Annotated in this window: 15 protein-coding genes and 1 pseudogene; 10 read left to right on the plus strand and 6 right to left on the minus strand. The window is 68.7% G+C overall.

The window, feature by feature from the left end:
- The first annotated feature begins 4 nt into the window (after nt 1–4).
- On the plus strand, nt 5–706 hold the full coding sequence (locus ACW173_RS03115) for a response regulator (protein ID WP_492083429.1): 702 nt from the start codon (nt 5–7) through the stop codon (nt 704–706).
- Nucleotides 706–2,046, plus strand: a complete 1,341-nt coding sequence (locus tag ACW173_RS03120; protein WP_492083430.1) for an ATP-binding protein — start codon at nt 706–708, stop codon at nt 2,044–2,046. Before ACW173_RS03115 ends, ACW173_RS03120 begins: the two co-directional genes overlap by 1 nt.
- Here ACW173_RS03120 and ACW173_RS03125 read toward each other — a convergent pair.
- From ACW173_RS03125 to ACW173_RS03140, 4 genes are all read right to left on the minus strand, one after another.
- Nucleotides 2,043–2,579 carry a TetR family transcriptional regulator gene (locus ACW173_RS03125; protein WP_492083431.1) on the minus strand — a complete coding sequence of 179 codons (537 nt, stop codon included), beginning with the start codon at nt 2,577–2,579 and terminating at the stop codon, nt 2,043–2,045. The two genes, ACW173_RS03120 and ACW173_RS03125, sit on opposite strands and share 4 nt — an antisense overlap.
- Nucleotides 2,580–2,630: 51 nt before the next feature.
- Nucleotides 2,631–3,413: a pyrroline-5-carboxylate reductase gene (proC, locus tag ACW173_RS03130; RefSeq protein WP_492083432.1), complete on the minus strand. Its 783-nt coding sequence runs from the start codon at nt 3,411–3,413 to the stop codon at nt 2,631–2,633.
- Nucleotides 3,414–3,489: 76 nt separating this feature from the next.
- Nucleotides 3,490–3,996: a type III secretion system chaperone family protein gene (locus tag ACW173_RS03135; RefSeq protein WP_492083433.1), complete on the minus strand. Its 507-nt coding sequence runs from the start codon at nt 3,994–3,996 to the stop codon at nt 3,490–3,492.
- A 132-nt stretch (nt 3,997–4,128) separates the two neighbouring features.
- Nucleotides 4,129–4,398, minus strand: coding sequence for an accessory factor UbiK family protein (locus tag ACW173_RS03140; RefSeq protein ID WP_492083434.1), 270 nt, complete (start codon nt 4,396–4,398; stop codon nt 4,129–4,131).
- Between the two features lie 116 nt (nt 4,399–4,514).
- On the opposite strand from ACW173_RS03140, the gene lgt reads away from it, so the two are divergent.
- The 8 genes from lgt to ACW173_RS03180 all read left to right on the plus strand — a co-directional run bounded on the left by lgt (nt 4,515) and on the right by ACW173_RS03180 (nt 11,950).
- A complete protein-coding gene (lgt, locus tag ACW173_RS03145) occupies nt 4,515–5,411 on the plus strand; it encodes a prolipoprotein diacylglyceryl transferase (RefSeq protein WP_492083435.1) in 897 nt (298 codons plus the stop codon).
- The gene (locus ACW173_RS03150) at nt 5,398–6,624 is read left to right on the plus strand and encodes a class I SAM-dependent methyltransferase (RefSeq protein ID WP_492083436.1); all 1,227 of its coding nucleotides are present in this window, start codon (nt 5,398–5,400) and stop codon (nt 6,622–6,624) included. The genes lgt and ACW173_RS03150 overlap by 14 nt, the downstream gene beginning before the upstream one ends.
- 2 nt (nt 6,625–6,626) lie before the next feature.
- Entirely contained in the window at nt 6,627–7,412 is a 786-nt protein-coding gene (gene pgeF, locus ACW173_RS03155; protein WP_492085879.1) for a peptidoglycan editing factor PgeF, read from the plus strand.
- Nucleotides 7,413–7,540: 128 nt separating this feature from the next.
- Nucleotides 7,541–8,479: a ribose-phosphate pyrophosphokinase gene (locus tag ACW173_RS03160; protein WP_492083437.1), complete on the plus strand. Its 939-nt coding sequence runs from the start codon at nt 7,541–7,543 to the stop codon at nt 8,477–8,479.
- A 160-nt stretch (nt 8,480–8,639) separates the two neighbouring features.
- A complete protein-coding gene (locus tag ACW173_RS03165; protein WP_492083438.1) occupies nt 8,640–9,707 on the plus strand; it encodes a hypothetical protein in 1,068 nt (355 codons plus the stop codon).
- 156 nt (nt 9,708–9,863) lie between these two features.
- Entirely contained in the window at nt 9,864–10,463 is a 600-nt protein-coding gene (locus ACW173_RS03170; RefSeq protein ID WP_492083439.1) for a 50S ribosomal protein L25/general stress protein Ctc, read from the plus strand.
- Between the two features lie 87 nt (nt 10,464–10,550).
- Nucleotides 10,551–11,168: an aminoacyl-tRNA hydrolase gene (gene pth / locus ACW173_RS03175; RefSeq protein ID WP_492083440.1), complete on the plus strand. Its 618-nt coding sequence runs from the start codon at nt 10,551–10,553 to the stop codon at nt 11,166–11,168.
- A 32-nt stretch (nt 11,169–11,200) separates the two neighbouring features.
- Nucleotides 11,201–11,950 (plus strand): tetratricopeptide repeat protein, encoded by a 750-nt coding sequence (locus tag ACW173_RS03180; protein WP_492083441.1) that lies wholly within the window; start codon nt 11,201–11,203, stop codon nt 11,948–11,950.
- Between the two features lie 12 nt (nt 11,951–11,962).
- Here ACW173_RS03180 and ACW173_RS03185 read toward each other — a convergent pair whose 3' ends face one another.
- Nucleotides 11,963–12,337 carry a hypothetical protein gene (locus ACW173_RS03185; RefSeq protein WP_492083442.1) on the minus strand — a complete coding sequence of 125 codons (375 nt, stop codon included), beginning with the start codon at nt 12,335–12,337 and terminating at the stop codon, nt 11,963–11,965.
- A gap of 3 nt (nt 12,338–12,340) precedes the next feature.
- Nucleotides 12,341–13,237, minus strand: a pseudogene (locus tag ACW173_RS03190) (beta-1,6-N-acetylglucosaminyltransferase); the annotation flags it as partial.
- Nucleotides 13,238–13,249: the final 12 nt, after the last annotated feature.

Here is a 13,249-nt window from a genome sequence, read left to right on the forward strand (position 1 = left end):
CGCGATGACGCCGGAAGAGCGCCGCGAAAGGCACATCCTGGTGGTCGACGACGACGACCGCCTGCGCAAGCTGATCAAGGAATTCCTGAGCCGCGCCGGCTTCCGGGTCACCGCCGCCGCGGACGCGGCCGGGGCCGACCGCCTGTTCGGCGCTTTGGACTTCGACCTGATGGTGCTGGATGTGATGATGCCGGGCGAGGACGGCTACGCCTTCACCAAGCGCCTGCGGTCCAAGGGTGGTGAGAGCGGCCGCACGCCGATCCTGATGCTGACCGCCCGCGACCAGACCAGCGACCGCATCGAGGGTCTGTCCAGCGGCGTCGACGACTATCTGGGCAAGCCGTTCGAGCCGCAGGAACTGCTGCTGCGCATCGAGGCCATCCTGCGCCGCTCGCAGGCCCGGCCGACCGGCAGCAAGGCGCTGAGCTTGGGCAATTGCGCCTTCGACGGCGATCGGGGCGAGCTGACCTGCGATGGCGAGGCCGTGCGCCTGACCGAGGCCGAGGTGACGCTGCTGCGCCGCCTGGCCCGCTCGGCCCACGAACCCGTCGACCGCCTGGAACTGGCCCGCGACACCGCCGACGCCACCGGCCGGGCGGTGGATGTCCAGGTCACCCGCCTGCGCCGCAAGATCGAGCCCGACCCGAAGAACCCGCGCTATCTGCAGACGGTCCGGGGTGTGGGGTACAGACTGGCGCCGGATTGATGCCGCTCTCTACCCGCTTCCACATTCCCCGTCCGATCAAGCGCCTGCTGCCCACCACCCTGTTCGGGCGCAGCCTGCTGATCATCATCCTGCCCGTGGCGGTGATGCAGATCGCCGTGACCTGGGCCTTTTTCGACGCCCACTGGCAGGCGGTGACCTCGCGCCTGTCGGAAGGCCTGGCCGGCGACATCGCCTGGGCGGTGCAGTCCTACGAGGACGACCCCAGCCCCGCCGCCGTCGACAAGCTGGCCAAGCGGGCCGAGGACTCGATGTCCCTGTCGATCGCCTTCCAGAAGGGCAGGAAGCTGCCGACGGGGCGCCGGCCCTCGCTGTTCGCGGCTTTGGACCGCTCGCTGGACCGGGCGCTGGAAGACCGGCTCGACAACCCGTTCTGGTTCGACACCACCCGCTACACCGCCTATATCGACATCCGCGTGCAGGTGCCGGACGGGGTGCTGCAGATCTACGCCCTGCGCGACCGGGCCTACGCCACCCAGGGGCACATCTTCATCCTGTGGATGGTCGTGGCGACCATGCTGCTGACAGCGATCGCCATCCTGTTCATCCGCAACCAGGTGCGGGCCATCGAGCGTCTGGCCGATGCGGCCGACGCCTTCGGCCGGGGCGAGGATCCCGACTTCAAGCCGCACGGCGCGCGCGAGGTGCGCAAGGCCGCCTACGCCTTCATCGCCATGAAGGCCCGCATCGTGCGCCACATCGAGCAGCGCACCGCCCTGCTGGCCAGCGTCAGCCACGACTTGCGCACGCCGCTGACCCGCCTGAAGCTGGAAATGGCCATGTCCGAGCCCAGCGAGCAGCTGGAGGCGATGAAGGGCGACCTCTCCGAGATGGAGCACATGATCGACGAGTACCTGGCCTTCGCCCGCGGCGAGGGCGGCGAGGACGCGCGGGTGGTCGATCTGTCGGACCTGGTCGAGGGCGTGGTGGCCCAGGCCGAGCGCGGCGGCGCGATGATCGAGACCGAGATCACCCGGGGGCTGGAGGCAAGGCTGCGGCCGCTCGCGTTCCGCCGGGCCTTGGCCAACCTGGTCGACAACGGCGTCGCCCACGCGGATCGCGTAAAGGTCACCGCCACGGCGAGGCTCACCGGCGGCGTCGAGATCGCCGTCGATGACGACGGGCCGGGGATCCCCGAGGACCGTTACGAAGAAGCCTTCAAGCCGTTCTCGCGCCTGGATGAAAGCCGGAACCAGAACGAGAAGGGCGTGGGCCTGGGCTTGGCCATCGCGCGGGACATGGCGCGGGGGCTGGGCGGGGACCTGGTGCTGTCGCGCTCGACAATGGGGGGGCTGAGGGCTCTGATCCGGCTGCCGGGTTAGAAGCCAGCCCCGAGCTTTCCCAGCCGCTCGGCCATCTGTTTCAGACGCTTGTCCAGCTCGGCCATGGTGCGGTTCAGGGCGCCTTCGTCGTCGCGCCAGACCTGGACGACGCGGGCCCAGACGGCGGTCATGGCGATGAGGCGCGGCGGGATGGCGGGGACCCCGGCGGCTTCCAGGATCGCGCGGGCGATGCGGGGGAAGCGGGCGGCCGAGGCCAGCGGACCTTCGGACTTGGCGATCGCCAGCAGGGCGGCGCGGTGGGGTTCCATGGCTTCCAGGCGAGCCATGGCGGCGTCGAACAGGCGGTCGTGCGGCTGCGAGTTTTCCGGATAGTCGACGGCCAGGGCCGCGCGGTCGAAGCGGGCCGAGAGGTGGGCCAGGACGGCCGGCTTGCTGGACGCCGCCGCGTAAAGGTCGGCGAACGCGACCTCGGCGCGGACGGCGATGTCGCGCAGGGAGACGTTGGGCCAGGCGCGATCAGCGGCGAGGGCCAGGGCGGCGTCGGCGGCGCGGTCTAGGGTTTCGTCGGTCATGGCGAAGAGATGAGCCGAGGCGGGCCTTGAGACAACCCTATCCCATGCCGTTTAGCCCCCCAGCGCCTTCGACCGCGCCACCGCGGCCTCTAGCGCCTTGGGCAGCAGGTCGCCGAAGCCGCCCTCGCCCATCAGCACCGACAGCGCCGCCGCCGTCGTGCCGCCCGGCGAGGTCACCTGCTTGCGCAGTTCGGCCGGCTCCTCACCGCCCTTTTCCATAAGCGCCGCCGCGCCGATGATCGTCGCCCGGGCCAGCCGCGCGCTGTCGGCCGCGTCGAGACCCTGGGCGGCGCCGGCAGCCTCCAGCGCCTCGACGAAGGCGTATAGATAGGCCGGAGCCGAACCCGAGACGGCGGTGGCCGCGTGCATCAGGTCTTCGGTGGGCAGGTCGATCACGGTGGCGACCGGCGCGAACAGGGCGTGGGCGGCGGCGCGGGCCGCGTCGTCCTCGGCGAAGATCGAGGCCGTGCCCCGGCCGATCGCCACCGCCGTGGTCGGCATGACTCGCGCGACACGGCGGCCGCCGAAGGCTTCGGCGATATCCGCCGCGCGGACGCCGGCGGCGATCGAGACGATGACGGCGTCGGGGGCAAGGTGCGGGACGATGTCCCTGACCGCCTCGCGCCAGATCTGCGGCTTCACGGCCAGCAGCACGGTCTTGGCCGCTTCGAGCGCTTCCAGCGCCGGATTGACCACCGCGCCCTCGAAAGCGCCGGCGTCGACGTTCGGATCCCGGATGATCAGGTCGGCGGCCGAGAAGGCCCTGGCGTCGCGCCAGCCCTCGGCCAGGGCCCCGCCCATGCGGCCGGCGCCGAGAAGGAGAATGGGGGTCATGGAAAGGCTCCGACGAATGACTTTCGCCGTCGCCCTTAAGCCCCCCGGAAGCCTTGGCCAAGGGCCAAGGCGGGGATCAGGCCTGGCCCACCGTCTCGAACATGCAGGCGGCCATCGCCTCGTCCGGGGTCTTGGCGCCTTGCAGCAGGAATTCGAAGGCCGGGAAGAAGCGGTCGGCGGCTTCCACCGCCGCGTCGATCATCGAGGCGGCCTGGGCCATGGTCGGGCGCTCGCCGGCCGGCAGGGCCAGGGCGTGGCGGAACACGACTTCGCCGTCCTCGGTCCAGACCTCGAAGTGGCCCAGCCAGACACGCTGGTTGATCAGGGCCAGCAGTTCATAGGCGTTGGAGCGCTTGGACTTGGGCGCGCGCAGGTCCAGCGACAGGCACAGCTGCAGGCAGTCGGCCTCGGGCCGCCAGGCGAACCACAGCTCGTAGTCCTTCCAGTCGCCTTTCAGCGCGAAGGCCAGGTCGCCGTCCTCGGTGCGATCGAAGGTCAGGTTTTCGGCCGACAGCACATGCTCGACCACCTCGAGGGGATCGAGAGCCATCAGGACGTCGTCGTCTTCCGGTTGGGTATCCATGAAAAACCTACGTCCCCGCCCGCGACGGCGGGGGTTACCCCCGCCATGAATCGCTCACGTACCAGGGGACACTAATCTGCTTCGTTGCGTTCGTCTCAACCCGCTTCACGTCCGAAGCGAGCGGCGATTCGGCTACTCGCCTGAAGCCGCGGTTTTTCCCGAGGCTTTTTGGGCGGGCGATTTCTTGGCCGCTTTCAGGCTGGCGACCTCCTCGCGCAGCGCCGCCACCTCGGCCTTCAGGGCCTCGAAATCGTCGCGGCGGATCAGGTCGAACTCGGCGGCCAGACGGTCGGCCTGGGCCCGCATCGCGGTCTTCGCCTCTTCGCCGGCCGTCTGGGCGATGCCCATGGCCGCCTGGGTCAGCTTGGCGAATTCGTCGAGGAAGGGGTTCTGGCTGTGCATCGTGGTTCCGAGTGGCCCGACGGTGGGCGACAGCTCTTATATGGGAAACGGTGGATGAAAGCGAAGAGTGAAGGCTATAGGAGTGCGACCATGTGTCCCGCAGGGAGCCCCAGCGCGTGATCTTCCCCGACATCGACCCCGTCGTGCACATCGGCCCATGGGCCCTGCAATGGGGACCGCTGGCCCTGCGCTGGTACGCCCTGGCCTATGTGGCGGGGATCCTGCTGGGCTGGCGCTTCGCCATCCGGCTGACGCGGACCAACAGCCTGTGGGGCGGCCGCGCCCCAACCGCCACCCCGCCGCAGATCGACGACCTGGTGCTATGGATCACGCTCGGCATCATCGTCGGCGGGCGGTTGGGCTACATCCTCTTCTACATGCTGATGAACCAGGACCAGCGGATCTGGCTGGCGGCCCACCCGCTGGATGTCTTCAAGGTCTGGGAAGGCGGCATGTCGTTCCACGGCGGCTTCCTGGGCGTCTGCGCGGCGATCGTGCTGTTCGCCCGCCAGAACAAGATCGACATGCTGAAGCTGGGCGACCTGATCGCCCCGGTCGCGCCGATCGGCATCTTCTTTGGCCGCCTCGCCAACTTCATCAACGGCGAGCTGTGGGGCCGTCCCACCGACGGGCCGTTCGGCATCGTCTTCTGCAACGCCACGATCCAGGCCAACCACCCGCAGCACATCTGCCCGGCCGGCCCGCTGCCACGCCACCCCAGCCAGCTGTACGAGGCGGGGTTGGAAGGCCTGCTGCTGTTCGTGATCCTGGCCTTCTGCGTCTACCGCCTGAAGTGGCTGCAACGGCGCGGGGCGATCGTGGCGACCTTCCTGATCGCCTACGGCCTGTTCCGGCTGTCGCTGGAGAACGTCCGCAATCCCGACCTGGGCATGCCCGACTTCCCGCTGGGCCTGACCATGGGGATGCTGCTGTCGACCCCGATGATCCTGGTCGGCGGCTGGTTGATGTGGAAGGCGCTGAAGGAACCCGTCGAAACTCATGAGCCTGCTTGATCGCCTGAAGGCTCAGATCGCCCAGGACGGACCGATCGGCGTCCCTGAGTTCTTCACCCGCTGCCTGCACGACCCGCGCGACGGCTACTACGCCACCCGCCCTGCCTTGGGCAGTCTTGGGGGCGCCGGCGGCGACTTCATCACCGCGCCGCTGGTCAGCCAGATGTTCGGCGAGTTGATCGGCCTGTGGGCGATCGAGACCTGGACGCGGATGGGCCGACCGTCGCCGTTCCGCCTGGTCGAGATGGGGCCCGGCGACGGCACGCTGATGAGCGACCTGCTGCGCGCGGGGCGGCTGGAGCCGGCGTTCCTGGATGCGGCGCAGGTGTGGCTGGTCGAGGTGTCGGCGCCGCTGAAGGCCAAGCAGGCGGCGAAGCTGGGCGATACGCCGCGCTGGACAGAACGACTGGACGAGGTCCCCGGCGGCGCGCCGATGATCCTGGTGGCTAACGAACTACTGGACTGCCTGCCCGCCCGCCAGTTCGTGCGGACCAAGGATGGCTGGGCCGAGCGCGTGATCGGGCTGGGCGAGGATGGTCAGCTGGCGTTCGGGCTGCGGGGCTTAGGTAAAACCTCCCTCCCCCTTGGTGGGGGAGGGGCGGAGGTGGGGGTGAATGCCGCGCTAGATGAAGCGCGCCATCGCCAAGCGTCCGACGCCGAGATCACCCCCATCCCCAGCCCTTCCCCCATCCCCAGCCCTTCCCCCATCCCCCCCCCTTCCCCCATCGAGGGGGAAGGGAGCTTTCCGCCCGGCGCCATCGTCGAATCCTCCCCCGCCCAGGCCGCCCTGGCCTCGGACATCGCCCATCGCCTCGCCGCCGACGGCGGCGCGGCGCTGCTGATCGACTACGGCCGGGCGCGGCCCGAGGCCGGCGACACGCTGCAGGCGATCCAGGGCCACCAGAAGGTCGATCCGCTGAAGACCGCCGGCCTGGCCGACCTGACCGTCTGGGCCGACTTCCCGGCCGTGGTCGCCGCCGCGCGCGAGACCGGCGCCAAGGCTGGCCCCATCCTCACCCAAGGCGAGTTCCTACTGGCGCTGGGGATCGAGGCGCGCGCCCAGGCGTTGGCTAGCGCTCGCCCCGATCGCGCCGACCAGGTCGCAAGACAGCTTGATCGTCTGGTCAACGAGGCGCAGATGGGCGTTCCGTTCAAGGTCGCGTGCCTTTGCGCGCCCGACCTTTCGCCCCCCCTCTTCGAGGACGCGACATGACCATCAAGACGCACGACCTGCCAACCATCCAGTCGCCGCTGCTGTCCAGCCTGCCGGGGGTGAAACACGCTTTCTTCACGCGCAAGGGCGGGGCCTCGACGGGCATCTACGACAGCCTGAACGTCGGGCGGGGCAGCAAGGACGATCCGGCCGACGTGGTCGAGAACCGCGCCCGCGCGGCCGCCTGGTTCGGCGGCGATCCGGAAGACCTCAACACCTGCTACCAGATCCACTCGACCATCGCGATCAAGGCCGACGGCTCGTGGGGCGATGCGCGCCCTGAAGGCGACGCCGTGGTGACCAAGACGCCGGGCGTGATCTGTGGCGCGCTCGCGGCCGACTGCGCCCCGGTGCTGCTGGTCGATCCCGAAGCCCGGATCGTGGCCGCCGCCCACGCCGGCTGGCGCGGGGCCCTGGACGGCGTCGTCCAGGCCGCCGTCGACTGCATGGTCGAACTGGGCGCCCGCCCCGAACGCATCACCGGCGTCGTCGGCCCCTGCATCGGTCCCAAGTCCTATGAGGTCGGCCTTGAGTTCCTGCACCGGTTCGAGGCCGACTGCCCGGGCTCTGGCCGGTTCTTCAAGCCGGGCGAGACGCAGGACAAGCGCTTTTTCGACCTGCCGTCCTTCGTGCTGGACCGCCTGGCGACCGCTGGCGTCGAGCGCCGCGAATGGGTCGGCCGCGACACCCGGGCGGAAGAAGAATGGTTCTTTTCCAACCGCCGCGCCTTCCTGAACAACGAGGGCGACTACGGCCGCCTGCTGTCGGCGATCTCGCTCGAGGCCTGAGGCTCAAAGGACACGGAGCCGTTGCTCCGCGTACGGAAGCGAAAAAGTCTGGCCGTTAACACTTGTGCCGGGGGCGATCACTGCTAGAAGGCCCGGCAACAGCCGACCCCCACCCCCGAGATATCCCCATGAAGCTGCTGTCCGGCAACTCCAACCGCCCGCTGTCCCAGGCGATCGCGGAATATCTCGACATGCCGCTGACCCGCGCCCAGGTGCGCCGGTTCGCCGACCTCGAGGTGTTCGTCACCATCGACGAGAACGTGCGGGGCGAGGACGTCTTCGTCATCCAGTCGACCAGCTATCCGGCCAACGACAACCTGATGGAGCTGCTGATCTGCATCGACGCCCTGAAGCGCGCGTCGGGCAAGCGGATCACCGCCGTGCTGCCCTATTTCGGCTATGCCCGCCAGGATCGTAAGACCGGCGGCCGCACGCCGATCTCGGCCAAGCTGGTCGCCAACCTGATCACCCGCTCGGGCGCGGACCGCGTCCTGACGATGGACCTGCACGCCGGCCAGATCCAAGGCTTCTTCGATATCCCGACCGACAATCTGCTGCCCTCGCGTCTTATGGCCGAGGACATCCGCAAGAACTATCCGATGGGCGACGACCTGATGGTCGTGTCGCCGGACGTCGGCGGCGTGGTCCGCGCCCGCGCCCTGGCCAAGCGCCTGGACGACGCCGACCTGGCCATCGTCGACAAGCGTCGCTCGGGCCCGGGCCAGTCGGAAGTCATGAACATCATCGGCGACGTCAAGGATCGCCGCTGCATCCTGTTCGACGACATCGCCGACTCGGCCGGCACCCTGTGCAACGCCGCCCAGGCTTTGATGAGCCATGGCGCCAAGTCGGTCAGCGCCTACATCACCCACGGCGTCCTGTCGGGCGCGGCGGCCGACCGCGTCGCCAATTCGGTCCTGACCGAGCTGGTGGTCACCGACTCGATCGAAGCCTCGGACCAGGCCAAGGCCTGCCCCAAGATCCGCTACGTCTCGTGCGCCCCGCTGATCGGCGAGGCGATCCGCCGCATCGCCAACGAAGAGTCGGTGTCGAAGCTGTTCGACTAAGGTGGGAACCTCGATGGGCGAGCGAAGTTCGCCTCTCGCACGGTCACGCTTGTAAAAGTCTGGTTAACGGGGCGACAGTCACAATCTCGCCGGCCCGGGCTGCTATGCGCGCCGCCCAGGGACCTGCCGGCCGCCAAGACTTGATGGGGAAGTTTCGAGAATGCGTTCCTTTTCGCGTACGCGCGTCGTCCTGACGACGACCGCCGTGGCGCTGGCCGCCCTGGTAGCGGCCTGTAGCTCCCCGCCGCCCCCGCCGCCCCCGCCGATCGTCCAGGCCCCCGCGCCGCCGCCGCCGATCACGCTGTCGTCCAGCCTGGTCGAGCGCGCCAGCGCCTTCCGCGGCTACATGGCCCGCGCCGGCGCCGTCTCGCCCGCCTTCCAGAACGGTGAGCAGATTCAAGCCTCGCTGAAGGTCGGCGCCGCCTACGAAAACAAGTCGTTCATGCACGGCGCCGTGGCCTACGCCGCCGTCCTGGCCCTGCAGGATCCGACCTTCGTCGCCTCGGTGCGCGAAATCGCGGCCAACCCGACCCAACGCCAGGAGATGATCAACAACATCATCTCCAACCCGTCCTACGCGGCCGTGTTCAAGGGCGCCGACAGCGCCGCCGGCCTGATCATCGACCAGATCGGCGGCGACGGCCTGAAGGTCTACATGGCTGGCAAGGCCGTGAAGCAGTCGGCCTACGACGTCCAGAAGTCGTCCTGGTCGAAGGCCTCGGTGGTCGATCGCGACGGTCGCCTGGCCTCGGCCAAGACCCTGTCGACCACGCCGGCCCTGGCCGAGAGCGCCGACGTGGCGATGCTGCGGCAGGCCTCGACCGGTGGCCAGTCGCTGGGCCTGACGCCGCGCGCGGCCCCCGCTCCATATCAGCCCGTCGTGATCCGCGGCCTGGCCGTGGCCGCCCTGGCCGCCCTGGGCGCGGCCGGCGACAACGACCTCGCCACCGTCGACGCGATCAGCAACGACCCGGGCACGGCCAGCTGCCTGAACATGGCCAAGCTCAACCTCTACCAGTGCCTGGCCGTGTCCAAGCCGCACTACGAGGACATCTTCTGCCTGGGCCAGCACATCCTGATCGACACGGGCGCCTGCATGGTCAAGGCGGCCGGCGCGACCCTGCCGCCCGAGCCGCCCCGCGCCCTGCCGGTCAAGGAGTCGATCGCCGTGAAAGGCGCCGGCTCCAACTCGCGCAAGGCCAAGACGGCCGCCAAGAAGAAGGGCTGATTTCAGCCTCCACACGACCGAAAGGGCCGGGCGTTGCGTCGCCCGGCCCTTTTGTGTATGTAGCGCGACCCTAAAAAGACGCTGGCGAGCGTGGCAATACAGCCATAGGCGCCGGGTCGCAGCGGAGAGCATACGGCTCTCCAGAAAGACAAGACCATGGCCGAGATCATTCTGAACGTTGAAGTCCGTGAAGGCGCCGGCACCGGCGCGGCCCGCGCCGTCCGTCGCGAAGGCAAGGTCCCGGGCACCCTGTACGGCGGCGGCAAGGCCCCGGTGAACATCGCCGTGAAGGTCAACGAATTCCGCAAGTCGCTGTACACCGGCAAGCTGCTGGGCCACCTGGTCACGCTGCAACACGGCGACGAAAAGCAAGCTGTCATCGCCAAGTCGATCCAGTTCCACCCGGTCACCGACGAGCCGGTCCACTTCGACCTGTTCCGCGTCAGCGAGCACCAACTCATCAAGATCGAAGTGCCGGTTCACTTCAAGAACCAGGACATCTCGGTCGGCATGAAGAAGGGCGGCTCGCTGGAAGTGATCCGTCACACCGTCGAACTGGCTTGCCCGGCCGACAAGATCCCGGAAGAGCTGGTCATCGACCTGGCTAACCACGACATCGGCGACACCATCCGCATCTCGGAAGTGAAGCTGCCGGAAGGCGTCAAGCCGGCCGTGGACCGCGACTTCGTGATCGCGACCCTGAAGGCCTCGTCGGCCGCCCAGTCGGACGCCGGCGACACCACGACCGAAGCCTAATCGCTCGGTCGGGTCACCGAACCGATCTACAGAGCGGGCGGGCCTTCGGGTCCGCCCGTTTTCGTTTGAGCTGCTGAGCACCAACCGATGCTGATCCTCGCCGGCCTGGGCAATCCCGAGCCCAAGTACGAGAAGAACCGCCACAACGTCGGCTTCATGGCCGTCGACGCCCTGGCGCGGAAGTGGGGAACCGCCCCGTGGCGCGCGCGCTTCCAGGGCCTGGCCTGCGAAGGGCAGGTCTCGACCCCCGATGGTCCGGTCAAGCTGCTGCTGCTCAAGCCCAAGACCTATTACAACGAGAGCGGGCGCGCAGTCGGCGAGGCGATGAAGTTCTTCAAGCTGGCGCCGTCCGACGTCATCGTCTTCCACGACGAGATCGACATGGCCCCGGGGCGCTTCCGGATGAAGGCCGGCGGCGGGGCCGCGGGCAACAACGGCATCCGCTCGGTGACCAGCCAGGTCGGCGACGCCTTCCGCCGCGGCCGCATCGGCGTGGGCCATCCAGGCCACAAGGACGCGGTCATGCACTATGTGCTGGGCGACTTCCACAAGGTCGAGCACCAATGGCTGGACCCGATGCTGGACGCCCTGGCCGACGCCCTGCCCTTCGCCGCCGTGGGCGACGACGAGCGATACCAGGCTGAGGTCATGCGCCTGGCGCCCGCGCCGAAGGCGGATCCGCGCAAGCCTTCCAAGGAAGATTGACGGAAAGCGGCCGGCGAGAGAAAGAGCCAGACATGTTCTCGCTCCCCCTGCCCTTGCTGGGCCTGTCGATGCTGTTCTCGATCGCTCTGTGCGTGCACGCCGTGCGCTCGGGCCAGCAGATGTATTGGCTGTGGATCATCCTGGCGTTCCAGCCCGTTGGCGGGGTCGTCTATCTGGTGGCCGTGCTGGGCCCGCGGTTCTGGGGCGGCAAGACCGTCCGGAACGTCGGCCAGGCCGCCCGCAAGGCGCTGGACCCGCAGCGCGAGTACCGCCAGGCCGCCCAGGCGGTCGATGACGCCCCCACCGTCGCCAACCGGGTCCGCCTGGCCGTGGCCGCCACCGAACTCGGCAAGCACGCCGAGGCGGAAGCGCTCTACGCCGACAGCCTGGCGGGCATGTACGCGGACGACGCCCAGCTGCTGCTGGGCCGCGCCAACGCCCTGATCGAACTGAACCGTCCCGGCGAGGCTCTGCCCCTGCTGGAGAAGCTGGGCGAGCAGCCCAACGCCGGCCGCACGCCCCACACCATGCTGGCCCTGGGCCGGGTCTATCACGCCCTGGGCCGCGAGGAGCAGGCCGACACGGCGCTCAGCTGGGCCGCCGACCACTATCCGGGCTTCGAAGGCATCGCCCGCTACACCGTCTTCCTGGCCCGCACCGGCCGCAAGGACGAGGCGCGGGCGAAGCTGGCCGAGATCGACAAGCGCCTGTCCAAGACCCACAGCCATTTCCGCAAGGAAGCCAAGACCTGGCGCGACTTCGCCGCCCAGTCGGTGGGATAAGTCGGTGGGAAGCTAGTCGAACGGGTCGTCGCCTCGCCGCCAAGCGCGAAAGGCCAGGCCGACGCCCCACAGCGCCGCCAGGATCGCCGAGACGATCAGCCCCGCGTTGAAGCCGCGCTCGATCACCAGGCGCGAGTCCACCGCCTGGATGGCGGGCAGGACAGGGCAATCGCCAGCGGCGCTCTTCGGTGTCGGCCGGCGTAACACCTCGCGGCGCGCCAGGCGCTCGCTGGTGGCGCGGATCTCCACGCACCGCGACCAGTCGCCGCCGGGGACGATGACGTAGGACTTCAAAGGCGGGTCGCGCAGGAGATCCCCCACTGAAATGCCGATCGCGCCCACATACGCCGTCGCGCACAGGCCCATCAGAAGGTTTCGGCTGATCACCCGCTAAGCCATCGACATTGAAAAAGGCTCGGCGACCACCACCGCCGGCGCGGGTTCGTTGGCGACGACCTGGGTCCGCAAATGGGCTTCCAGGATGTCGAGGATTTCCGCGTCGGCCTCGGCGTCGAACTTGCGCGCGAACAGGTCCGCGCTGGACGTCAGCATGGCCGCGTCGGCCGCCGTGAACGTACGGGGACGCAGCTTGATGCCCCCGTCGGGCACCCAGTCGATCATCCGCTTGTCGTCGTTGACGATCTCGCCGTGCGCGGCGGTGTTCATCATCACGGTCTGGAAGAAGCCCTCATCGGCGATGAAGGTGTTGCGGTAGAAGGCTTTGTAGCGCTCGACCGACGGGTCGTGACAGACGAAGTCGCAGAACGTCCGGCTGACGATCTTCCACTGGTTGCCGATATAGGGCGTGGCGTCCTTCAGGAAGAGCCGGGTCACCAGGCTGTCGACGATGCGACCGCCCTGTTCGACGACGTGCCGCAGAACCCGCCCCATGGTTTCGGGCCGAATGCTGGCCTGGTCGAGCACCCGGATGAACTCCCGGCCCCGGTTGGCGTCGAGGAAGCCCCGGATGCGTTCCTGGGTCGCCAGCGGAAAGTCCTGACCGCTCAGATTGATGAAGTAGTCCCACTGGGCGTCCATCTCGAGCAGCCGGGCCATGCCCCGCAGTTCGGCGTCGACCAGACTGTAGCCACCCCACAGGGCGCGCTTGCTCTCCAGGACGGCGGCGTTCGGATAGGCGGCGAGGAACCCGCGAAGGTCGCTCTCCAGCTCCGGGCCGGCGTTCTTGTCGACATGGACGAGATAGTGGTTGGCCGGATCGTGGATCGCCTTGAACAGCCGCTTGAACTGTTCGGGATAACGATGGACCAGGATCAGGTAGGCGATGGTCGGCGGTGCGCG

The organism is Caulobacter sp. ALps2, assembly GCF_058681635.1.